Source organism: Butyrivibrio sp. FCS006 (assembly GCF_000424525.1).
In the GTDB taxonomy this organism is placed as follows: Bacteria; Bacillota; Clostridia; order Lachnospirales; family Lachnospiraceae; genus Butyrivibrio.
On the sequence record NZ_KE384203.1, the window covers coordinates 183,759 to 206,797 of the forward strand.

At 43.5% G+C, this 23,039-nt stretch carries 21 protein-coding genes; 15 read left to right on the forward strand and 6 right to left on the reverse strand.

Annotation, left to right across the window (positions count from 1 at the left end):
- Window positions 1-3 precede the first annotated feature (3 nt).
- On the reverse strand, window positions 4-1,035 hold the full coding sequence (gene gap / locus G633_RS0108060; protein WP_022769535.1) for a type I glyceraldehyde-3-phosphate dehydrogenase: 1,032 nt from the start codon (window positions 1,033-1,035) through the stop codon (window positions 4-6).
- 213 nt (window positions 1,036-1,248) lie between these two features.
- Here gap and G633_RS0108065 point away from each other — a divergent pair, with 213 nt between their 5' ends.
- From G633_RS0108065 to G633_RS0108110, 10 genes are all read left to right on the forward strand, one after another.
- Entirely contained in the window at window positions 1,249-2,070 is an 822-nt protein-coding gene (locus G633_RS0108065) for a histidinol-phosphatase HisJ family protein (protein ID WP_022769534.1), read from the forward strand.
- A gap of 45 nt (window positions 2,071-2,115) precedes the next feature.
- On the forward strand, window positions 2,116-2,856 hold the full coding sequence (locus tag G633_RS0108070; RefSeq protein WP_022769532.1) for a GGDEF domain-containing protein: 741 nt from the start codon (window positions 2,116-2,118) through the stop codon (window positions 2,854-2,856).
- Between the two features lie 63 nt (window positions 2,857-2,919).
- Window positions 2,920-3,873, forward strand: a complete 954-nt coding sequence (locus tag G633_RS17805; protein ID WP_242838848.1) for a transglutaminase-like domain-containing protein — start codon at window positions 2,920-2,922, stop codon at window positions 3,871-3,873.
- 24 nt (window positions 3,874-3,897) lie between these two features.
- Window positions 3,898-4,950: a type II secretion system F family protein gene (locus tag G633_RS0108080; RefSeq protein ID WP_022769530.1), complete on the forward strand. Its 1,053-nt coding sequence runs from the start codon at window positions 3,898-3,900 to the stop codon at window positions 4,948-4,950.
- A gap of 11 nt (window positions 4,951-4,961) precedes the next feature.
- Window positions 4,962-5,297, forward strand: a complete 336-nt coding sequence (locus G633_RS0108085; protein WP_022769528.1) for a hypothetical protein — start codon at window positions 4,962-4,964, stop codon at window positions 5,295-5,297.
- Window positions 5,298-5,306: 9 nt separating this feature from the next.
- Window positions 5,307-5,816, forward strand: a complete 510-nt coding sequence (locus G633_RS0108090; RefSeq protein ID WP_022769527.1) for a DUF4860 domain-containing protein — start codon at window positions 5,307-5,309, stop codon at window positions 5,814-5,816.
- Window positions 5,816-6,370: a hypothetical protein gene (locus tag G633_RS0108095; protein WP_022769525.1), complete on the forward strand. Its 555-nt coding sequence runs from the start codon at window positions 5,816-5,818 to the stop codon at window positions 6,368-6,370. The genes G633_RS0108090 and G633_RS0108095 overlap by 1 nt, the downstream gene beginning before the upstream one ends.
- A 1-nt stretch (window position 6,371) precedes the next feature.
- Entirely contained in the window at window positions 6,372-6,773 is a 402-nt protein-coding gene (locus G633_RS0108100) for a hypothetical protein (protein WP_022769524.1), read from the forward strand.
- Window positions 6,774-6,950: 177 nt separating this feature from the next.
- Complete coding sequence (locus G633_RS0108105) at window positions 6,951-7,313, forward strand: response regulator (RefSeq protein WP_022764589.1); 363 nt, start codon at window positions 6,951-6,953, stop codon at window positions 7,311-7,313.
- A 102-nt stretch (window positions 7,314-7,415) separates the two neighbouring features.
- Window positions 7,416-9,011, forward strand: coding sequence for an Mbeg1-like protein (locus G633_RS0108110; RefSeq protein ID WP_022769523.1), 1,596 nt, complete (start codon window positions 7,416-7,418; stop codon window positions 9,009-9,011).
- 1,004 nt (window positions 9,012-10,015) lie between these two features.
- On the opposite strand, the gene G633_RS0108115 is transcribed toward G633_RS0108110, so the two are convergent.
- The 5 genes from G633_RS0108115 to fliY all read right to left on the reverse strand — a co-directional run bounded on the left by G633_RS0108115 (window position 10,016) and on the right by fliY (window position 16,997).
- Window positions 10,016-11,953, reverse strand: coding sequence for an ABC transporter ATP-binding protein (locus G633_RS0108115; RefSeq protein ID WP_026519621.1), 1,938 nt, complete (start codon window positions 11,951-11,953; stop codon window positions 10,016-10,018).
- Window positions 11,954-11,966: 13 nt separating this feature from the next.
- Complete coding sequence (locus G633_RS0108120) at window positions 11,967-13,721, reverse strand: ABC transporter ATP-binding protein (RefSeq protein ID WP_026519622.1); 1,755 nt, start codon at window positions 13,719-13,721, stop codon at window positions 11,967-11,969.
- Between the two features lie 36 nt (window positions 13,722-13,757).
- Window positions 13,758-15,137 carry a GGDEF domain-containing protein gene (locus tag G633_RS0108125; protein WP_196804246.1) on the reverse strand — a complete coding sequence of 460 codons (1,380 nt, stop codon included), beginning with the start codon at window positions 15,135-15,137 and terminating at the stop codon, window positions 13,758-13,760.
- Between the two features lie 109 nt (window positions 15,138-15,246).
- Window positions 15,247-16,383 (reverse strand): DUF4317 domain-containing protein, encoded by a 1,137-nt coding sequence (locus G633_RS0108130; protein WP_022769517.1) that lies wholly within the window; start codon window positions 16,381-16,383, stop codon window positions 15,247-15,249.
- A gap of 8 nt (window positions 16,384-16,391) precedes the next feature.
- Window positions 16,392-16,997, reverse strand: a complete 606-nt coding sequence (gene fliY, locus G633_RS0108135; RefSeq protein WP_022769516.1) for a flagellar motor switch phosphatase FliY — start codon at window positions 16,995-16,997, stop codon at window positions 16,392-16,394.
- Between the two features lie 302 nt (window positions 16,998-17,299).
- Between fliY and G633_RS0108140 the strand changes: the two genes are divergently transcribed.
- Genes G633_RS0108140 through ptsP form a run of 5 tightly spaced genes read left to right on the forward strand, consistent with a single transcriptional unit; the run spans window position 17,300 to window position 22,993 of the window.
- Entirely contained in the window at window positions 17,300-18,049 is a 750-nt protein-coding gene (locus tag G633_RS0108140) for a DeoR/GlpR family DNA-binding transcription regulator (protein WP_022769515.1), read from the forward strand.
- Between the two features lie 14 nt (window positions 18,050-18,063).
- Window positions 18,064-18,969, forward strand: a complete 906-nt coding sequence (pfkB, locus tag G633_RS0108145) for a 1-phosphofructokinase (RefSeq protein ID WP_022769513.1) — start codon at window positions 18,064-18,066, stop codon at window positions 18,967-18,969.
- Window positions 18,970-19,027: 58 nt separating this feature from the next.
- Window positions 19,028-20,968, forward strand: coding sequence for a PTS fructose transporter subunit IIABC (locus G633_RS0108150; protein ID WP_026519624.1), 1,941 nt, complete (start codon window positions 19,028-19,030; stop codon window positions 20,966-20,968).
- A gap of 53 nt (window positions 20,969-21,021) precedes the next feature.
- Window positions 21,022-21,285: an HPr family phosphocarrier protein gene (locus G633_RS0108155; protein ID WP_022769511.1), complete on the forward strand. Its 264-nt coding sequence runs from the start codon at window positions 21,022-21,024 to the stop codon at window positions 21,283-21,285.
- A 1-nt stretch (window position 21,286) separates the two neighbouring features.
- Window positions 21,287-22,993, forward strand: a complete 1,707-nt coding sequence (ptsP, locus tag G633_RS0108160; protein WP_026519625.1) for a phosphoenolpyruvate--protein phosphotransferase — start codon at window positions 21,287-21,289, stop codon at window positions 22,991-22,993.
- Window positions 22,994-23,039: the final 46 nt, after the last annotated feature.

The window sequence follows — 23,039 nt, forward strand, 5'->3', positions numbered from 1 at the left end:
TAATCAGCCAAGCTCTGCAAAGTACTTGATTGTTCTAACCATCTGTGATGTGTATGAGTTCTCGTTGTCATACCATGAAACAACCTGTACTTCGTATGTATCATCATCAACCTTGTTAACAAGTGTCTGAGTTGCATCGAAAAGTGAACCGAATCTCATACCAACGATATCAGATGAAACGATCTCGTCTGTGTTGTATCCGAATGACTCTGTAGCTGCTGCCTTCATAGCTGCATTTACAGCTTCCTTAGTAACGTCAGCCTTCTTAACTACTGCGAACAGAAGTGTTGTTGATCCTGTAGGTGTAGGAACACGCTGAGCAGCGCCGATAAGCTTGCCGTTAAGCTCAGGGATAACAAGGCCGATAGCCTTTGCAGCACCTGTTGAGTTAGGAACGATGTTAACAGCACCTGCACGTGATCTTCTGAGGTCGCCCTTTCTCTGAGGTCCGTCGAGGATCATCTGGTCACCTGTGTAAGCGTGGATTGTGCACATGATACCTGACTGGATAGGAGCGTAATCATTAAGAGCCTTAGCCATAGGTGCAAGGCAGTTTGTTGTGCAAGAAGCAGCTGAAATGATCTTGTCGTCCTTTGTAAGTGTTGTGTGGTTTACGTTGTAAACGATTGTAGGAAGATCGTTTCCTGCAGGAGCAGAGATAACTACCTTCTTAGCGCCGGCATTGATGTGTGCCTGTGCCTTATCCTTAGATGTGTAGAATCCTGAGCACTCAAGAACAACGTCTACACCAAGCTCTCCCCAAGGGCAATTGTTAGCATCGGGCTCTTTGTAGATCTTGATTGTCTTACCCTTAACTGTGATTGTTCCAGCCTCGTCGTCAGCTGTTACGTCATCCTCGTGTCCGAGATCTACGTAACGTCCCTGTGATGAGTCATACTTCAACAGATGTGCAAGCATCTTAGGGCTTGTTAAATCGTTGATAGCTACAACTTCGTAACCTTCTGCACCAAACATCTGTCTGAATGCAAGACGACCGATACGGCCAAAACCATTAATTGCTACTTTTACTGCCATTTTAAGTTCCTCCTAAAATGAATTTTATATGAGTTGCTGTTTCATAAATTATCTATCTTGATAAATTTTTATCAGCACCTACAATTCTATCCGACTTTTGCCCATAAATCAAGTGAGAATATTAAATTTATGCTAGATTATATAATAAAAAATTAGTAAACTGACGATATGAATTAATTGGATCTTTTACACTCAATTTTACGGAGAATCAAAATGCCGATTTTAGCAGATTATCACATGCACACACACAATTCAGGCGACAGCGATGCCCCCATGGAGGACATGATCAAAAGCGCCATAGACAAGGGACTTAAGGAGATTTGCTTCACAGAGCACCAGGACGAGGACTACCCTACCTGCTACGATCTTCCGGAGTTTCCCTTTATCCTTGACGTCGATTCCTACAGGGATGAGTTTCTTCATTACAAAGAGCTCTATGCGAATAAGATCAAAATGCATTTTGGCGTGGAAGTCGGAATGCAGACTCAGGTCGTAAAAGAAAACCTCGATTTTGTCAAAAAGGGCGGCTTTGATTTTGTCATCGCCTCAATCCACCTTGTTGACAAAAAAGATCCCTACTACCCTTCTTTTTGGGACGGGGATACTCCCGAGAACATCTACAAAAGAACCTTTGAGCAGACTTTGGAAAACATAAAGCTCTTTACGGACTTTGACGTTTTGGGCCACCTTGACTATGTCTCGAGATATGCGCCAAAGGGTGATAACACTTATAGCTATGAGCGCTTTGCAGATCAGATCGATGAAATACTGCTCTACCTTATAAAGAATGACAAGGGTCTTGATTTTAATTCAAAGCTTCTGGGGAATGACATATCTCTTTTGCCAAATCCTGTTCCCGAGGTTCTTAAAAGATATAAAGAACTGGGCGGCAGAATCATAACCATAGGGTCCGATGCACACACGCCACAAAAAGTTGCCTGCGGTTTTGAAAAAATGTGCGAAATCGCAAAATCGTGCGGTTTTGACGAATATTTCACTTATGAAAAGAGAATTCCGACTCCTCATGCACTTTAAGAGTGCACATATTTATAGTACAATTATTCTATATGGAGGATTCAAATGAAGCCTGAATTTTATGACAAGAGTAAACGTACTAACGTATATAACAGTGTTTATGTATATAAGATGATTTCTCTGATCATACTTGGTATTCTTACCATAGTCCTGGCTTTTTTGTTTCACAGGGACAAAGAGATCTTTCATCTGATTTCGGATAAATCGACCCCTGCTTTTTTTGTGGTCGGCGGAATCTGCCTTGTTCTGTATGTCTTTTCCATTCTATTTGATTTCTATATTCTGACTAAGACTGCTTCTATAGGAAGGCATCTGAACAAGATGGCGTATCTTGACCATCTGACCGGTCTTCCCAACAGATACAGTTGTGATCTTTTGATTGAAAGCTTTAATAACCCTCAGCGCCTTCCAATGGCCGGATTCATGCTGATGAAGCTTGGAAACCTCGATTCCACCAACGATGAAAACGGACATGACAACGGCAACTGGCTTATCTCTGAATTCTCAACCATCCTCGAAGATGTAAGTGCGAATTTCGGATACGTCGGCAGAAACGGGGGAAACGAATTCATCATCCTTATCGAGAACTGCGACAGCACTGCTGCCGATATGTTTTTACTTGAACTCACAAAGAGGATCCACGGCTACAACGAAATGAAAGTCGGAACACCTATCGAAGTCATCTACACAAGAATCCTTAACTGCGATGAACATGCAGATAATATTTCCGACCTTATTTCCTTGGGCTACAAGAGGATCCGCGAGATGCCTCTAACACTTTCTTAACTTATGAGAAGAGATTTTCTTAGGAAAAAGAAAAAACTAATATCCTGTTCACTTATCCTAATATTGGGTATTGTCACTGTCCTTTCCGGATGCGGAGAAGCAGATGATCCGGTGGCTGAGTTTTCAAAGTCCTCCGATCAGGCCGCTCCCGCTCCCACTCCCGATGTGGAAGTTCCGGATACAGAGCGCGTAAAGGGAAGCCGTGACAACACCCCTGTTTGTCTTGTGCCTAAAGCGCCGGGCGAAGTCGTCTATGAAAACGAATACGCCAAGGTGGATGCTTCCAACATTTCCGAAGGTTACATTGTTGTAACCTACCACGGAAATTCACCAAAGGTAAAACTCCAGATCACAGGTCCGAAAGAAGTGACCTACACCTACAACATCTCCAGCATTCCCAAAGAAGAAGTATTTCCTCTTCAGCAGGGCAACGGCCAGTATATGGTAAACATCTTCGAGAACATCGAGGGAACCCAGTATTCACAGGCCTACAGCCAGATGATTGATGTAAACATAACCAACGAGTTTTCACCTTTCCTATATCCCAATCAGTACGTAAATTTCACCGGCTCCAACGAGGCCGTTGCAAAGAGCGAGTATCTCGCCTATGTCTGTAACTCGGACCTTGAAGTAGTATCCGAAGTTTACAACTACATAATAAGTAACATCACCTACGACCACGAGGAGGCTGAAACCGTCCAGAGCGGATACCTTCCGGATGTGGATGAAGTTCTTTATACCAAGACCGGAATCTGTCTCGACTATGCAGCCCTCATGACCACCATGCTAAGAAGCCAGAGAATCCCCACCAGAATGGAGATCGGCTACGCCGGAACCGCGTATCACGCATGGCTGTCCACCTATATCGAAGACGTAGGCTGGGTAAACGGTATGATTGAATTCGACGGCAACGAATGGTCGCTGATGGATCCGACCTTTGCTTCTAACACCAAAGACAAGGCTTTAAAAGAGTTCATCGGAGACGGTTCAAATTACTCCGTAAAGTACATTTATTGACAAGAGTTCATGATGGAGGAACTTATGGGCACTACAGCAAAACTTGGCAAATTAAAAAGTTATGAGATCTCAAGCTTTTGCAGACAGATGTCTCTGCTGCTAAGAGCAGGAATTGCGCCGGCCGACGGTATAGATATCCTTGAGCAGGACACCAAGGATGCATCCGCCAAAAAGGTATACAGCGCCATCAGTAATGTTCTCCACAGCGGCGAAAAATTCCATGTAGCCCTCAGTATGAGTGAGGTCTTTCCCGACTATGTTGTCCACATGGTCACCATCGGTGAGGAATCCGGAAACATGGACACCGTAATGGAATCCCTGGCGGACTACTACGAGAGGGAAGAAAATATCGAGTCAAGCATAAGAAGTGCCGTGAGCTATCCGCTAATCATGGTATTTATGATGCTGATCGTTGTACTGGTACTTATCACAAAGGTACTGCCCATCTTCGAGCAGGTATTTTCACAGCTCGGGACCAGCATGAGTGGCTTTGCACAGTCTCTTTTGTCCCTGGGAAGTGCCCTCAACAGATACTCCATTATCCTTGTGGCGATCCTTGTGATATTCGCAGCGTGCTTCCTCTACTTCTCAAGTTCTGCAGGAAAAGAGAATTTCAAGAAGCTCATGAGGAAATTCGGCCCCACAAGAAAGCTGATGCACGACATCGAGCTCGAGAGATTTGCCAGCGGAATGGTGCTCACTCTCTCCAGTGGTATGGATACCTACGAAGGTCTGGGGCTCGTTAAAAAACTTACCGGCGATGATGACATGAAGAACAAGATCGACCAGTGTAAAGAGCTCCTTCTCGACGGAGACAGCTTCCCTGAAGCCCTTGAAAAGACTGAAATCTTCACATCCTTCTATGCACAGATGGTCTCAGTCGGATTTAAGTCAGGTTCAATGGACCAGGCCATGAAGCAGGTTTCAGAGAGAATTGAAAAGGATACCGAGCGCAGGATCTACTCCCTCATTTCGGTACTTGAGCCCACTTTGGTAATCATTCTTTCTCTCATTGTCGGAATGATCCTTTTGTCAGTAATTCTCCCGCTTATGGGAATAATGACCACCATAGGTTAAAGAGGTCTTAAATGGCTAACAGATTTGATAACGAAAAACACATTTTCACACCTTCTCCTGCATTTTACAGGGTGATCTCAGTCGCAATATTTGCACTTATTGTGGCTTTCTTCCTGTTGGCTGTTGAGTACTCCGGAAGAAGCACCATTGAAAAGCAGCAGGAGTCTCTTGAGAATGCCATTTCAAGGGATATAGTCCAGTGCTACGCCATAGAGGGAATGTACCCACCAAGCCTTGAGTATATGGAACAGCACTATGGTCTTACCTATGACAAGAACACGTTTTTCGTAGACTATCAGCCCATCGCAGCAAATCTTTATCCTGATTACACAGTTATCCTGAGGTAACAAAAGCTTATGGAACAAACGACATTAACACCAAAGAAAAAAGACAAACACGTTATAGATTCTGTCTTTGTCATATGCCTTATGCTGCTCTTTGTTCTGTGCGCATTGTCAGTTATCGCCATCGGCGCAAGCATTTACCAAAAGAATGTCTCCGCCATGGCAAGTAACAATTCCCACAGGATTGCCAGTGCCTACATTACAGAGAAGGTAAGGCAGTCCGATATAAACGGAACCGTGCGGGTAAAAGAGCTTTTTGGCGAGAATGTACTTGCCATGAGTAAGGAAGTAAACGGTGAGCTCTACACCACCTATATCTATGATTATGACGGCCAGCTGATGGAGCTTATGGCAAGAGATTCGCTGGAAGTTGTCTATCCACAGTCAGGGCAGAAGATCATGGATATAAAATCTCTTGAGATTGAAGAAGTATCAGACAGGATGTTTAGTATTGAAGTAGTACTTGAAGACGGAACCGAAGACTTTTTATACATCACAAAAAGAAGTACGGAAGGTAACTAATGGATCAGAGGAGTAATTCGCGCTTAAGTCTGTTCCTGATGGAACTAATAGTGGCAATTATGTTTTTCTCCCTTTCTGCAGCAGTCTGCGTAAGGCTTTTTGCCTCTGCCCATATAATGGCTGAAACCACTGAGAATCTGTCAAATGCCACCATTTGGACCCAGAATCTGGCGGAAGCTTTTGAGGGCAAAAAAGGACGGCTGTCTGATATGGCTGATCTCTTTCCTGATGCTGTCATAAGCTATACAACATCAGATCCTTCCATGAGTGACGGAAGCCTTGTTCTTTTCTTTGATGATAAGTGGAATCAGGTAAACGGTCTTGCAAATTCCTCTTATGTTGCAAACCTCAGCATCACCACGGAAGATGCAAGCAGGGTTTACTCAGATGTATCAGACTATGGCATCTCTCTTATAGGAAAGGCTGCAGTAGGCGAAATTACAGTTATTGATATAAGAGGTTTAGATGAACTTACTCCTGAAGCTTCAGTCGATCCTAAGAGGATCATAATGTCAGTAAGTGTTGACACTTATCTTGGAAAGGAGGGCAGATGATATGAATAAAGCATCCGGTGGCTCTCATATTGGCAGCGCTTCCATCCTTCTGATATTTACCGTGCTCAGCATAATCTCTTTTGCCACTCTGACACTTGTAAACTCAAAAGCTGACTACAATTTAAGCAATAATCTTACCGAGAGACATAAACTATACTACGAAGCCTGTCATAAAGGAAATGCCTTTGTCGCAGCCGTAAATTCAGGCTATTCTAAAGGCTCGGAGGATGGTATAATGAAAGAAAGTATACCAATAACCGATAATCAGTCTCTGGATATCGCCATAGATGCAAATAGCACAAACAACTCATCCAATTCAGACAATACATTGTCTATTATCCAGTGGCAAATTGTAAATCACGGCGATTTCAATTATGACAGCACTCTTCCGGTACTGAAATAATGAATGTGATTTTCAAACAATTTTCTCAGAGACTTTATCAAATTTTAATTATTTGCATGACGATTTAACGCTCACAAACAGAATTACGTGGTACAATAGATTATGTACCAATAATAATTCTCAAAATGAATTTGCATTTTTTCTTACGCAACTAAAAATACTTATTGGAGGTTCAATATGGGAAAAAGAATACTCATTACAGATGACGCCGCTTTCATGCGCATGATGCTCAAGGATATCCTCTCAAAGAACGGATATGAGATTGCCGGCGAAGCAGAGAACGGAAAAGTCGCAATCGAAAAATATAATGAGTTAAAACCCGACCTTGTAACTCTTGATATCACAATGCCCGAGCTTGATGGTATCGGAGCCTTGAAGGGAATCAAGGCTGCAGATCCTAATGCAGTTTGTATCATGTGTTCTGCTATGGGACAGCAGGCAATGGTTATTGAATCTATTCAGGCAGGAGCCAAGGACTTCATCGTTAAGCCTTTCCAGGCTGATCGTGTTCTCGAGGCAGTTAAAAAAGCTATCGGCTAAATCCGCATAGCTCTGATAATCTATGATAAAATAAAGGAGCTGCAACTATTTGCTGCAGCTCCTCTTTTCATGACTAAATATATCTATTTTTAAGGTAGAGACATGGCGCATATAAATGATTATATTCTCTGGAGAGGTGACCTTACCTTTTCCGAAAGAGAATTTAAAACTGAAGATAACCTTGTATTTTCCGAACTCATTTATATAGACTTTAAGAGTGTTTTAAAGGACGGCCGTTCCATGACCATCGAGCAGGCGATAAACGAGCTGGACTCTAAAGGTCTTTTAAAAAGTACAAGAGCAGGCGCGGGAAAAGAAGATCTGGACTTTGCCAGATACTGTGCTGCTTGTGCAAGGTACAAAGACATTTGTCTCTATGATTTTCAGGATATCTATGACAGCCAGGACAAACAATTTGCTGCAGTAACTTATAAGATTCCAAATGGTCCTACGATAATCGCATTCAGAGGAACAGACTCCACCATCATCGGATGGAAGGAAGACTTCATGATAAGTTACACAAACGTTCCCTCTCAGGATCTGGCACTCTCCTACGCCACAAAGCACGTAGACGAAGCTGATGGCAGCGTTATAATCCTGGGCCATTCAAAGGGCGCTCATCTCGCCCTCTACGCCGCTGCCCATCTGGAGGGTTCTCAGCAGGATAAGCTCCTTCATGTTTATATCAATGACGGTCCCGGTTTTTGTCCCGACATTCTGGATAAATCCCTTATCTACAGGATTCTTAGCAAGATCACCAAAATCACTCCCGAATACTCAATTATCGGTAGGATCTTTGAGCCTCCGGCAGGCGAAAGCATCATCATAAAGAGCTCTGCCAATCCGCTGATCCAGCACAGCATACAGACCTGGGTCCTTGATTCAAACGGTCCTGTCATGTGTGACGACCATGCTCCGGAGAGCCATCTTTTAAACGATCTTATCGACAGATTTGTTGAGGGGATGGATATGTCCGCCAGAGAAAAATTCGTTGATACTCTCTTCGATTCCATGTCTGATACAGGAGTAAACACCATAAAAGAGTTCGCTTCCCTTGGGCCTTCGGCCTTTGAGGAGCTGATCATGAAGATGGCCGGAAATGACGCTCTAAACCTCAAAAACAAAGCCAGAAGCATCAAGAAAGAGGATGATGACTCCAAGGGTCTTTTTGTCAGGATATGGGGCCTTATAAACAGAAAACAGCTGATCAGGATCGGACTTTCCTTATTCCTGTCCGCTCTGTGCTTTGCATTTCCGGATTTCGCCATGGAATCCGTGGTATTTCTGGCACTTCTCATAGTCTGTGTCTATGAAGTAGTCCTTACCATCAAGCACCTTAGAGATTCCGGACTGGAATTTCGTAAAGAGCGGCCACGAGTTATCATGTGTATCATACTGCTGGTTCTGACATCAGCTATCATGATAAAGCCCGATGCTCTCTTCGTAATATCCAGCATGATAATCGGAGTTGTGCTCCTTACTCTTGCATATCAGAACGTTATCAATTTCAGGAACCAGACCAAGGTCTTTGACCGCTTCAGGTCATCGTTTGAAGGCATTGTGACGGTGTTCCTGGGAGGATATATCCTTGTAACTCCGGATATCGAAAACAGTTGGTATATGCTATCTTGTGGCATGCTTCTTTTGGTTGATGCGATATTTGAGATTCTGAAGATGCTGCGCGACAGGCATAAGTAAAAAAGTCACGGGGACGGTTCTTTTTGACTCCCTCCTTCATGACTCGCAGCTTAGGAATTGTATGCCTTAGCAAATGAATATCAATGGCCTTTCGCGGCATATCCTCGCAAAATGCGTGCTGCGGTATTCCACGGTGCCATTGACATTCATTTGCTAAGGCATTTTTTGTCACTAAGCGGGTCATGAAGAAAAGCGAGTTCCAAAACTTTTTGTCTGCCGATTTTTCTATACCCTGCGATGAGTTTGCCTGATATATATAGAAAATAAATTTGCACAAAAACTTTGAATGCCTTTAATTCTATACCCCATGCTTACTTTTACTCATATATATAGAAATCTGCTCTGGCTCGCCAACGACTTTCCATACCCCAAGGCAACTTTTTAAGTTATATAGAGAAAAATCAAGAATCAAGCTTTTCGATTCTCTGCATTTTCCATACCCCAATCCAAGTTAGATTCACATATATAGAAAATCTCAGATTCAAAGATTTTCTACGCCCAGAACGTACTTTTCACAATATAGGTAGAAGGAATTTCCTGTAAAAAATTAAACACCTCTTTTTTTCTACGCCCAAGGACAACTTTTTTGGATATAAGTAGAAATAACCTCAGGGCATTCTACGCCCACAGGGTACTTTTGTACGTATAGGTAGAAAAATACCCCTTATGCAAATTCTCTCCCCTCGGCTTTCTACGCCCATGAGCTACTTATGACCGTATAGGTAGAAAAACTTTTTGATCCTCGACCATGTACTCTTTTTTCATATCCCGGCAGTTATAAGCTGGCTATCCGCCACAGATTATGGCAGACCATGCACCCCTTATGCAAGCCCCGCTTAGTGACCATGATGCACATAAGAAAACCGGAGTCAAAGGACAGTACGCTGGGTGCCGCTTTTTGGCGCCTGGGCAGCCTTTGGCTCCGGTTTTATTATGTGCTACAATCCCAGGCAGCGGGGCATAAATAACCTCTGCGAGGAGTCAACATAACCGTCCCCACTAACTTATGCTGTCTCGGATTTCATTCCGGTATAGAGCTGGTAATATTTCTGCTTCTTAGCAATAAGTTCATCATGTGTTCCCTGCTCTATTATGCGGCCGTGTTCAAGAACTATGATACAGTCTGAGTTCTTGACTGTGGAGAGCCTGTGAGCAATAACAAAGGTTGTTCTTCCGCTCATAAGCTTGTCCATACCATCCTGTACAATCTTCTCTGTTCTTGTATCGATGGAGGAAGTAGCTTCATCCAGGATAAGAACCGGAGGATCTGCGATAGCTGCTCTTGCAATTGCAAGGAGCTGTCTTTGGCCCTGGGAGAGGTTTGCACCGTCTCCTGTGAGCATTGTGTTGTACCCGTCAGGGAGCCTTTTAATGAAGCTGTGGGCATTGGCGAGCTTGGCTGCTGCCTTAACCTCTTCGTCTGTGGCATCGAGTTTGCCGTATCTTATGTTCTCCATAACAGTACCCGTAAAGAGGTGCGTATCCTGAAGAACTATTCCAAGAGACCTTCTAAGGTCTGCCTTCTTGATCTTGTTGATATTGATGTTATCGTATCTTATCTTACCGTCCTGAATGTCATAGAATCTGTTGATAAGATTGGTGATGGTGGTCTTTCCTGCACCGGTCGAGCCAACAAAGGCTATCTTCTGTCCTGGCTTTGCATGAAGAACTATGTTGTGCAGAACCATCTTCTCATCTGTATATCCAAAGTCAACATCGTTAAAGGTAACATCACCTTCCATGGGCTGATAGGTTGTTGTGTTATCAGCTTTGTGATAATGCTTCCAGGCCCAGTGTCCTGTGTGGTGATCAGCCTCGACGATCTGCCCGTCTTTTTCTTCAGAATTAACCAGCATTACATAGCCGTCGTCAGTCTCTCCCGGCTCATCAAGGAGCTTAAAGATTCTGTCTGCACCTGCCAGAGCCATGATGATTGAGTTAAACTGCATGCTGACCTGGTTGATGGGCATTGAAAAGCTCTTGTTAAAGGTAAGGAAGCTCGCCAGCATACCAACGGTAAACCCTACCGCCACGCTGTCTGAAAGGGCAATTGCTGCACCGATCATGGCGCAGAGTACGTAGCTGGTATTACCGAGCTGTGCGTTAATAGGGCCAAGAGCTCCTGAATATGCATTAGCCTTAAATGCACTCTCACAGAGCTTCTCGTTTAATTCATCAAACTTTTCGATAGCTTCTGACTCGTGGTTGAAGACCTTAACGACCTTCTGTCCTGTCATCATCTCTTCAATGAAACCGTTAAGCTCACCTATATTCTTCTGCTGAGCAACGAAGTTCTTACCCGAAGAAGCTGTCGCCTTAGCTGAGCAAAACAGCATGACTGCTACCATGAGAAGTGTAACTATGGTAAGCGGAATGCTGAGAACGATCATGGATGCCAGCACTGAAACAATGGTGATTGCACTGCTGAGGAGCTGAGGAATACTCTGGCTTATCATCTGCCTTAAGGCATCAATATCGTTTGTATAGATCGACATGATATCGCCGTGGGCATGTGTATCAAAATACTTGATAGGAAGAGATTCCATATGAACGAACAGCTCTTCTCTGAGCCTTCTAAGTGTTCCCTGGTTTATATAGATCATTACCTTTGCCTGAACAAAGGCTGCCAGGACACCAACTGCGTAGAATATCGCAACTCTTCCCATGGCTCCAAGTAAAGGGCCATAGTCTGTGCTGTGATTATCCAGCATCGGCTGAATGTAGGAATCGATCAGAGTCCTTGTAAAAAGAGTTCCCTGAACCGATGAAAATACTGTAAGCACTATGCAGACCACAATCGCCAGCATATGTATCGGATAAAATTTAAATACGTATCCCATAAGCCTTCCGAAGAGCTTACCGGGATTATCTATCTTGGGCCTTGGCATTCCGCGTCTTGCTCCGCCGCCCGGGCCTCCTTTAATTTCTTTTGTCTCTGCCATGTTTTACCTCCAATTACTGCCCTGAAGCTGAATCAAAATCAGCATCTCCGCTTACTCCGGTCTGTGACTCGTAAACTTCTCTGTAGATCTCGTTGGTCTTAAGAAGTTCATCATGGCTTGCAAAGCCGTTGATCTTACCGTCATCCATAACGATTATACGGTCACAATCCTGAACTGAACTGATACGCTGAGCAATTATAAGCTTGGTAGTACCGGGGATCATCGTAGCAAATGCTTTTCTGATCTTGGCATCCGTAGCAGTATCTACGGCACTTGTTGAATCGTCCAGAATAAGTATGCGAGGCTTCTTTAAAAGAGCTCTTGCAATACAGAGTCTCTGTCTCTGTCCGCCTGATACGTTGGTTCCGCCCTGCTCTATAACTGTGTTATAGCCATCGGGCATCTTCTCAATAAACTCATCTGCACAGGCCATTTCACAAGCTCTTTTTGCATCTTCTTCAGTAGCATTCTTATCGCCCCATCTGAGGTTATCAAGAATAGTTCCGGAGAACAGGACATTCTTTTGCAGAACCACAGATACCTGGTCTCTGAGGACCTCCATATCGTAGTCCCTTACGTCCACTCCGCCGACCTTTACAGAGCCATCCGTAACATCATAGAGTCTGCTGATAAGGTTTATAAGAGATGACTTGGCTGAACCTGTTCCTCCGATGATACCTATCGTTTCACCGGACTTTATATCAAGAGTAATGTCTTTTAACACAGGTTCATCCGAGCTCTTATTGTATGAGAAATATACATGGTCAAAAGAGATGCTTCCGTCCGCAACTTCCATTACAGGATTCTCGGGATTTGTTAGATCGGCTTTCTCCTCGATAACCTCTGCAATACGCTTTCCGCTTGCCTCAGCCATGGTCATCATTACAAATATGATAGCCAGCATCATAAGGCTCATAAGGATACTCATGCAGTAGGTAAGAAGGCTCATAAGGCTTCCTGTCGAGAGGTTTCCGGCCACTATCATGTGTGCACCGAACCAGCTGATAAGAAGAATGCATACGTAAACGGTTCCTGTCATTAAAGGAGATACGTATACAACATTTCCTTCTGCCTTAACGAACATGTTGTAGATATTAAGGGCAGCTTTCTTAAATTTGGCGTTCTCATAGTCTTCCCTTACATAAGCCTTAACAACTCTGATGGCTGATACATTTTCCTGTACGCTCTCATTGAGTTCATCGTACTTTTCTAACACCTGCTTAAAGTATCTGGTAGCTCTTCTCATAAGAAGAACTGCAACAACAGCCAGGAATATTACTGCTCCCAGATATATTCTTGCAAGCTCAGGGCTGATGATAAAGCTCATGACCAGGGCAACTATCATAGATGCCGGTGCTCTCATAGCCATTCTGAGTGTAACCATATATGCATTTTGAATGTTGGAAACATCGGTGGTAAGTCTTGTTACAAGACCTGAAGTTGAGAATTTGTCGATGTTGGAAAAAGAAAAGGTCTGGATGTTATCAAACATGGCCTTTCTTAAGTTTTTGGCAAATCCGGTGGATGCCATGGAACCATAGTAAGCTCCTAAAAGTCCTGCCAGAAGTCCCAAAACAGCAATGACGATCATCTTTCCTCCGGTGGAAAAGATATATCCCATGTTGTTACCGTAGATACCCTTATCCACTATTCCCGCCATGAGAACAGGAATGATCATCTCACAGATTACTTCGCCGATCATACACAGCGGAGTGAGAATGGATGCAAGTTTATACTGCTTAACCTGCGATAATAGTGTCTTTAACATTTATGTCTTCCCTTCTATAAGTAAATAACTATATTATCATACACCCGAAAGTTCTTTTATTGTAAGAGCAAATGTTTCATTAGGATCATCTGTCTTTAAAACGGCATCTGCACCGAACTCTTTTGCCAGCGAAATGGTGTCATCGTTACTTACAACAGCAAGGACAGGAATTGATCTGAAGAACTCCCTCTCCTTTATATATCTGATCGCAAGGCCTCCCATGAGGCTCTCATCATTTACTTCAACCACAACTATCTTAATATTGTTATGGTACTGGCTGATATATCCTATGGCTTCATCGTTGTCATTGCAGGGAAGAATATCGAATCTGTCTGACTCTTCCTTAAAAAGAATCAGTGCATTTTCTTCATCCAGTGATGTAAGGAAAACCATTACCGGCCTTGTAAACTTAGTATCCTTATCCACAACCCAGGAACTACATTTGTTTTTGCCGCCTATCTTGGACTTATAGAGGGCATCATCCGCCATTCTGAATACTTCGTCACGGCTGTGTCCGCCTTTATCTACGATAGCTCCGATACTTAATGTAAATGGGCCCTTATCGTCGATGGTAAATTCATGGAGCATCATCTGAAGAGATTTGCACCTGAATTCAACAAGAGAAATCTCTTTCATGTTAGGCATAAATACAACGAACTCATCTCCGCCGAATCTTCCGATGATATCAGAGGGTCTAAAGCTCTTTAAAAGAAGGCCTCCCACATGCTCAAGGAGTATATCTCCGCCTCCGTGTCCTATTCCGTCATTGACCTGCTTAAAATCATCCACATCAAAGATGCACATTGCACAGGGAATGTTTTCTCTTCTGTGATTGAAGTAATTGTCTATCTCAGACACCAGCGCTCCCTTGTTGAGAACATTGGTAAGCTTGTCCACCTTGCTGAATCTTCTGACTTCAGCCATGGCAAGTCCTTCCTTACTTCTTACACCAAGGATGATTCTCCCGATTATCAAAGAAAGGACATAGGCAGCTATGATCATGTACAGTTCATTTATAAACTGCGGGTATGCTTTTTTTTGGTATGAAATGACAGCATATATAACAACTGCGATAGTTTCTTCGATACCATACATAAAGAGCCTGTCAATGTAGATGACCGAATAGACCATTAGACACAAGGGCAGCCATAAAGCCGGCCTTGTAGTATAGGACAGATCTACAGCTATCAGACAGATCAGCATCAGAGCATAATAACAAAGGCATATAGCGCTTGCCATAGGGCCAACGATATCATTCCTTTTCCTTGTATATGAATTGATGAACATATACACAACAAGCACCGGAATAATCGCAATGTGCCCGGGATTCATTTTAAATCCGGGCACAATCATAAAGGCCAAAGCAATCATGCCCAGGTATACCAGAGAAGTGTACATACACACTCTGCGTAACATGAACAGATTACGTTTGTCTATCTCATCGCTGCAAATATCGAAATACTCTTTTATCTCGCAAATCTCAGCATTATTAACTTGAATAAAATTTAAGAGGGTATGGATCATATCACTTGTTCATAAATGTTCTGACATTGATACCATTGACCTCAATATGATCATCCACTTCAATAACAAGACACTGTCTTCCGTCAACAATTCTTGACTCAACAAGGTCTGTTCTGTCGGGTTTAACCTTGATGACAACATCGGGGGTTTCAATGTCGAATTTCTTTGTATGAGCTATATTACTTGCAAGCAGAGGATAATCCTCATCTCCTGCACACTTTATATAGTTCTCGTCAAAATATCCCAAGCGCTCCTGAGATACACCACTGTCTGAAAGGAGCTGCTTCACATCATTTTTGGTAAGCTCTAAAGGCTCAGCATCCTCTGCGTGATCCTCGATCATCTGATTGAGGTTATCATGGACATTCTTCATTATATCATAGTCGGCATCTTCACCTATGGTTTCCTGCACGACTGCATCAAAGATATCCTTCTGCTCGGGAGCTGATATCGGAGCTCTTCCGCCAAACATCGCCTCAACAAATTCAGGCTGAAGATCCTCAGGCTTTTTGGTGAAGTAAAGCATATTGTGAATATCTGTGTTTCTCTCTATAAATGCCGGGAAAAGAAATCCTTTCACCGGACCTTCAACGACCCAGTCTCTGTATCTTTCCTCTATCACGTTTTCGGATTCGTTATAGCCAAGACCTGCCTTTGAGCGCTTAACGGGACAGATACTGCAAAGGATGTAGTCATAAACATTATCCGAGGCATCTTCCATCTCTATGCCGTCCCTTGTAATACCCGGAACATCATAGGCTGCATGAACGAGGATAATGTAGTAATTCTCACCGTTGACATAGTTGGCGATGATCTTGTCATAGCACTCATCAACCAGTTCGTCATCCTCAAGCTTTGAGTTTCTTAAGGTCAAAAGAAAGTCTTGAGTACCTCCAGGCATCTCCTGGTCAAGCGGAAACTCAAGACTTATTAGATTTTTGCCAAAGGTTCCTGTCAGAGTGTGCTGGAATATATCCAGATACTTGAAAGTCTCCTCCTCAGGCAGCTGGCCAAAGGCCTTCCTGAAGGTAAGCTTTTTATTCTTTTCATGGTCCACATAGCATCCGCAAATGTGGTCGATAGTACATCTCTCCTGTGTAAACTGTTTCTTGATCTCTAGTGTTTCTGCCTTATTCATTTGATACTTTATTTTCCTTTACTCATAAATTTGTTGCACATATCCACTGCGAAATCCACTGGATAAAGCTGGACCATAATGGAATCGATAAGATTTCCTATGGTCATCCTAAATGCTATTTTAACAAATTTATCGTAAGTAGTATCAAACATTTTTTCAAAAACTTTAATACTCTCTACATCTATCTGATTAACAATAGGCGTACTGATATCAGTAGCAACTCCCAGCATAGATGAAAGGCTGGTTGCAGAGGTTCCCATCATCTGGTTCATAGCTTCAGACGCTGCGGAAAGATGAAGGTCTGTAATATCACCTGATGTATTTGTGCCGTCTCCGCCCATCATAAGGTCGGTCATAACCTTTACATCATGCTCCTTAAGGACAAGCACATTGTTGCCCTGAAGTCCCTTTACATAATGAATCTGAACAAAAATGCATGTCTTTTCATAGTCATCGAGAGCTTCGCTCCTCTTAATGACCTTAACATTGGGAGTAGTGATGTCTACCTTTCTATTGACCATCATACTAAGGGTTGTTGCTGAGTTACCCATACTGATATTTGCAATCTCACCGAGAATATCAATCTGTTCATTGTTCAGCATAAAATCTTCCAAAGTCAGTCACCTCCAATATGTCTTTTGTACAGAATCCTCTTCTATTTTAGTTTATTTGGGGAGCTTTTGTAAAGGCAGATATACGGTTATAAGAAAAGCTTTATGCTTTTTTTAGAATATACTGTGCTTTCGGGAGTGATCATTTGATGCTTTTTTGTTGATTGATTTTTATCATTTTATATTAATTTGTGATTATTTAATAAAAAGCTCATTGATTATTTGTGATTTATTTTGATTGAATTTGATTTTTTAAAGTGCTATCCTCAATCTATAAGATAGCTGACTTTTGTTTGGAGGGTTATATGCTCACTCAGGAACGCAGAGATCTGATTGTTTCATATATAAACGAAAAAAACGCCGTCACGGTAAACGAGCTCATGGAAGAGTTTGATGCTTCGGCAGCCACCATCAGAAGAGACTTATCCGTCCTTCACGATGAGCGAAAGATCTTAAAGGTCTTCGGTGGTGCCACATCTCTTTCAGCAAGTGATGTAATCACACTCGAGCCCACAGTATCAGCCAAGGCCACATTAAATGTCGAGGAGAAAGACCTCATAAGTAAGTATGCAGCTTCGCTGATAAATGATGACGACTTCGTTTACATTGACTCAGGTACCACCACCCTGGAGATGATCAAGTATATAGACAACACCAAGGCAAAATACATCACCAACGGTATTGTCCATGCCAAAAAGCTCCTTGAGAAGAACCTGAACACCATGATAATCGGCGGAAGATGCAAGGCAGCCACTGAGGCTATCATCGGCCCAGACTGTATCGAAGGCATCAGGAAGTATCACTTCACAAAAGCCTTCATGGGAACCAACGGAATCTCCATAAATGCAGGCTACACCACCCCGGACGTGGATGAAGCTCTTGTAAAAGAGGAAGCGGTAAAGCACGCTTATATCTCCTACATCCTTGCTGATCACAGCAAGTTTGGACAGATAAGTTCAGTTACTTTTGCAGACATTTCCAGTTGCTGCATTATCACCGACAAAGAAGTCGGCAAGAACTACCACAGTAAGACCATTATCAAGGTAGTTGAATAAAAAGGGAGGCACAAATGATTTATACGGTTACATTTAATCCTGCCATTGATTACATCGTAAGAATGAGCGACAAACTCCTTCCGGGGATGACCAATCGTTCAGATTCCGAAGACTGTTACTTTGGTGGCAAAGGCATTAATGTCTCAACAATTCTTAAAAACCTCGGTCTTGAGAGCACTGCTCTTGGATTCACTGCAGGCTTTACCGGTAAGGCTATTGAGGAAAGCGTTATCGGAAAAGGTATCATCGCAGATTTCATCCAGCTGGATGAAGGAATCTCCAGGATCAATGTAAAGATCAAGGGCGAAGCCGAAACAGAGATAAATGCTCAGGGGCCCAAGATTCCTGAAGATGCTAGGAAAAAGCTCTTTGACAAGGTCGCTGCTCTTAAAGACGGCGACATGATCATTCTGGCCGGCAGCATTCCGAATTCTCTTCCAAACGATGTCTATGAAAAGCTCATCGCTCTGGTTGCAGATAAAAAAGTTGATGTCGTTGTGGATGCGACAAAGGATCTTTTAAAGAATGTCCTTAAATATCATCCATTCTTAATAAAGCCAAATAATCACGAGCTTGGTGAGATGTTTGGCACAGTGCTTAAGACTGATGACGAGATTGAGTTTTACGCCAAAAAGCTCCAGGAGCTTGGTGCAAGGAACGTACTTATCTCAATGGCAGGCGACGGAGCAATGCTCATAGCCGAGACCGGAGAAAAGTTCCGCATCGGAGTTCCAAAGGGCAAGGTTAAAAATTCCGTTGGCGCAGGAGATTCAATGGTAGCAGGCTTCATCGCAGGATACTTTAAGAATAAGAGTTATGAAGAAGCTCTTAAGATGGGTACTGCAGCAGGATCAGCTACTGCTTTCTCAGACGATCTCGCCACAGGAGAAGCAATTCTCGAGCTTTATAAAAATCTTTAAAGAGGAAAAGATTTTGTAAAGGGGATACTATGACGGCAAAAAGCCAAAAGGAGGGTCTATGAAAATCACAGATTTACTAAGAAAGGATGGCATTGCGCTCGGCGTAGATGCCGCTGACCAGAATGCAGCAATCGACAAGCTCATCGAGCTCCATTCAAAGGTTGGTAACTTAAAGGATGCGGAGGAGTTTAAGAAAGCAATCCTCGCAAGAGAAGAAAAGGGTTCAACAGCAGTTGGTATGGGAATCGCAGTTCCTCACGGAAAGTCAGCAGCTGTAGCAACAGCAGGTGTTACTGCTATGACAATTCCTGCAGGAATTGATTACAAGTCACTTGATGGAAACCCAAGTAAGCTCTTCTTCATGATAGCTGCACCTGATACAGCAGCAGACACACACCTTGAAGTGCTCTCAAAGCTGATGACACTTCTCATGGATCAGCGTTTTTCACAAAAGCTCATCGATGCTAAAACAGCTGATGAATTCCTTGCTATAATTGATAGTAAGGAAGCTGCAAAGGATGCTGAAGAAGCTCAGAAGAAAGCAGCCGCTGCTGCTCCTGCTGCTCCTGCTGCTCCTTCAATTAGAAAGCTCGTTGGTGTTACAGCATGTCCTACCGGAATCGCTCACACCTTCATGGCAGCTGAGGCTCTTGAGCTCAAGGCTAAAGAGATGGGCATTGACATCAAGGTAGAAAAAGACGGTTCAGGCGGAGCAAAGGATGTCCTTACAGCAGCAGAAATCGCTGATGCTGATGCTGTTATCGTAGCAGCTGACAAGAACATCGAAATGGGAAGATTCGATGGTAAGAAGGTTATCATCGCTTCTACCAAAGAAGCTATCCACGGTCCTGAAGATCTCATCAAGAAGGCTCAGGCAGGTGACGTAGCTGTTTACCATCACACAGGCGCAGTTACAAAGTCAGAGACAACATCAAATGAGAGTGCAGGAAGAAAAGCATACAAACACCTTATGAACGGTGTATCACATATGCTTCCATTCGTTATCGGTGGCGGTATCCTTATTGCTATCGCATTCCTTTTGGATGACTACTCAATCGATCCAAGTAACTTTGGTTCAAACACACCTGTAGCTGCATGGTTTAAGTCAATCGGCGGCGCTGCATTCGGATTCATGCTTCCTATTCTTGCAGGCTTTATTGCACAGAGTATTGCTGACCGTCCAGGTCTTGCAGTTGGTTTCGTAGGTGGTTATCTTGCATCAACCGGTGCTACATTCGCTTCTCCCGGAGGCGACGTTCCTTCAGCTTTCCTTGGTGCTCTTGTAGCAGGTTTTGTAGGTGGTTACATTGTTCTTGGTCTTCGCAAGGTATGTGAGGTTCTTCCTCCTGCTCTTGAGGGAATCAAGCCTGTACTTATCTATCCGCTCATCGGAACACTTCTTATCGGTCTTGTTATGTGCCTCATCAATCCTGTTGTTGGTGCACTTAACGCTTGGATCTCAGGTGTTCTTACAGGAATGTCAAACGGATCAATCATCATCCTTGGTGCACTCCTTGGAGCAATGATGGCAACAGACATGGGTGGCCCTCTCAACAAGGCTGCTTACGCATTCGGTCTTGCTTCACTTGCTAACCAGAACGAGACAGGTTACATGATTATGGCAGCAATCATGGTAGGCGGAATGGTTCCTCCTATTGCCATCGCTCTTGCAACCATCTTCTTTAAGAACAAATTTACTGCAGCTGAGAGAAAGTCCGGTCCTGTTAACTTCATCATGGGTCTCTCATTCATCACAGAGGGTGCTATCCCTTACGCAGCAGCTGATCCTCTCCATGTAATTCCTTCACTCCTTGTTGGATCAGGAGTTGCTGGTGCTCTCTCAATGGCCTTCAAGTGCACACTTATGGCACCTCACGGCGGAATCTTCGTATTCCCTGTAGTAGGAAACGTTGCAATGTACCTGGTAGCTCTTTTAGTAGGATCTGCAGTTGGATGTCTTCTTCTTGGTATTCTTAAAAAGAATGCTCAGGAAGCATAAAATAAACTAACAGCTTTATTATTGTCTGATTAACAGAAAGGAAAAAACAGATTATGGTATCACAGAAAATCACAGTAACAAACGAACAGGGAATGCACATGCGTCCGGCAAGTGTCTTTTCACAGGCTATGACTCCCTTTGCAAGTGATGTAAAGGTTGTCTTTAACGGAACAGCTTATGATGCAAAGAGCGTTATGATGCTTATGAGCGCTTGCATCAAGTGCGGCGCTGAGATCGAGATCCAGTGCGACGGCGCTGACGAACAGGATGCACTTAAGAAAGCTATTGAACTTGTTGAGAGTGGATTAGGAGACTGATATGTACAACGGAATCGCCGCATCCCGCGGAATCGGAATCGGCAGCATCTGTGTTATTACTGAGCACGAGCTCAAGTATGATGCTGTCAAAGTAGAAGACACAGAAAGCGAAAAAGCGCGCTTTGACAAAGCTGTTGAGCAGTTCAAAAAAGAAACCGCTGAAATGGCTGAGGATATCAGAAAGCGCATCGGTCCCAAAGAGGCTGAGATCCTTGAGGGACACCTTGTAATGATGTCTGACCCCTCCATGTCCGGAGAAATGGGTAAGATGATCGCCGCAGGTCAGTGCGCGGAGTCTGCTGTAGAAGCTGTCTGCGACATGTTCATCGGAATGTTCTCCAAAATGGATGATGACATGATGCGTCAGAGAGCTTCAGATATCAGCGATATCAAGGTCAGCCTTCTCAAGATCCTTCTTGGGATTGAAGACATTGATATCAGCAAGGTTGCACCGGGAACTATCCTGGTTGCAAGAGACCTGACTCCTTCCATGACTTCACAGATAGTCAAGGAGAACGTAGCAGGTATCATAACAGAGGTTGGAGGCAAGACCTCCCACTCCGCTATCCTTGCAAGGGCTCTGGAAATTCCCGCAGTACTCTCCGTCCCTGACATTACAACCCTTGTAAAAGACAAGGACACTGCTATTGTAGACGGAACAGAAGGAAATGTTTACATCAATCCCGAGGGAGACATTCTTTCACAGTACATCATTAAGCGTGAGGATTACATCAAGAAACAGGCTGAGCTCAAGGGCTTCCTTGGAAAAGAGACTGTGACTGCAGATGGAATTAATCTCGAACTCTTCTGCAACATCGGAACTCCAAAAGATGCCAAGAAGGCTGTAGAATGTGACGGTGAAGGTGTAGGTCTTTTCCGTTCAGAGTTCCTGTTCATGGACAACACCAAGATGCCCACAGAGGACGAGCAGTTTGCAGCTTATAAAGAGGCAGCTGAGACTCTTGGTGGCAAGCCTGTTATAATCAGAACTCTGGATGTTGGTGGAGACAAGGATATTCCTTACCTCAATATCAAGAAGGAAGAGAATCCTTTCCTCGGATACAGAGCTGTTAGGTACTGTCTCGGAAACAGAGACAACTACATGATCCAGCTTCGTGCTATTGTGAGAGCCAGCGCTTTCGGTAAGGTTAAGATCATGGTTCCTCTCGTAACCTGCGTGGAAGAAATTCGTGCAGTAAAAGAGATGGTTGCCGAGATCAAAAAAGACTTCGATGCAAACGGTATAGCCTATGACAAGGATATCGAGATTGGCTGCATGATTGAGACAGCTTCTGCTTCTCTCATCGCTGATCTTCTTGCAAAAGAATCCGACTTCTTCTCAATCGGGACCAATGACTTGACCCAGTACACCATGAGCGTTGACAGAGGAAATGCAGATGTTGCATATCTCTACTCAACCTTCCAGCCATCGGTTCTTCGCTCCATCAAGCACATAATAGAGTGCGGTGTTGAAGCGGGAATACCTGTTGGAATGTGCGGAGAAGCAGCTGCAGATCCGCTTATGATACCTCTTCTCATCTCCTTTGGTCTTACTGAGTTTTCAGTAAATCCTGTTCTTGTTCTTACAGCGAGATGTATCATCTCCAAGTGGACCAAGCAGGAAGCTGACGATCTTGCAGCCAAGGTTATGGCTCTTGATACAGAAGGTGAGATACAAAAGTTATTAAAAGAATCTGCTAAAGAATAATAAAGCAATAAATAAAAAATCCTCCGGTAAGCAATTACCGGAGGAT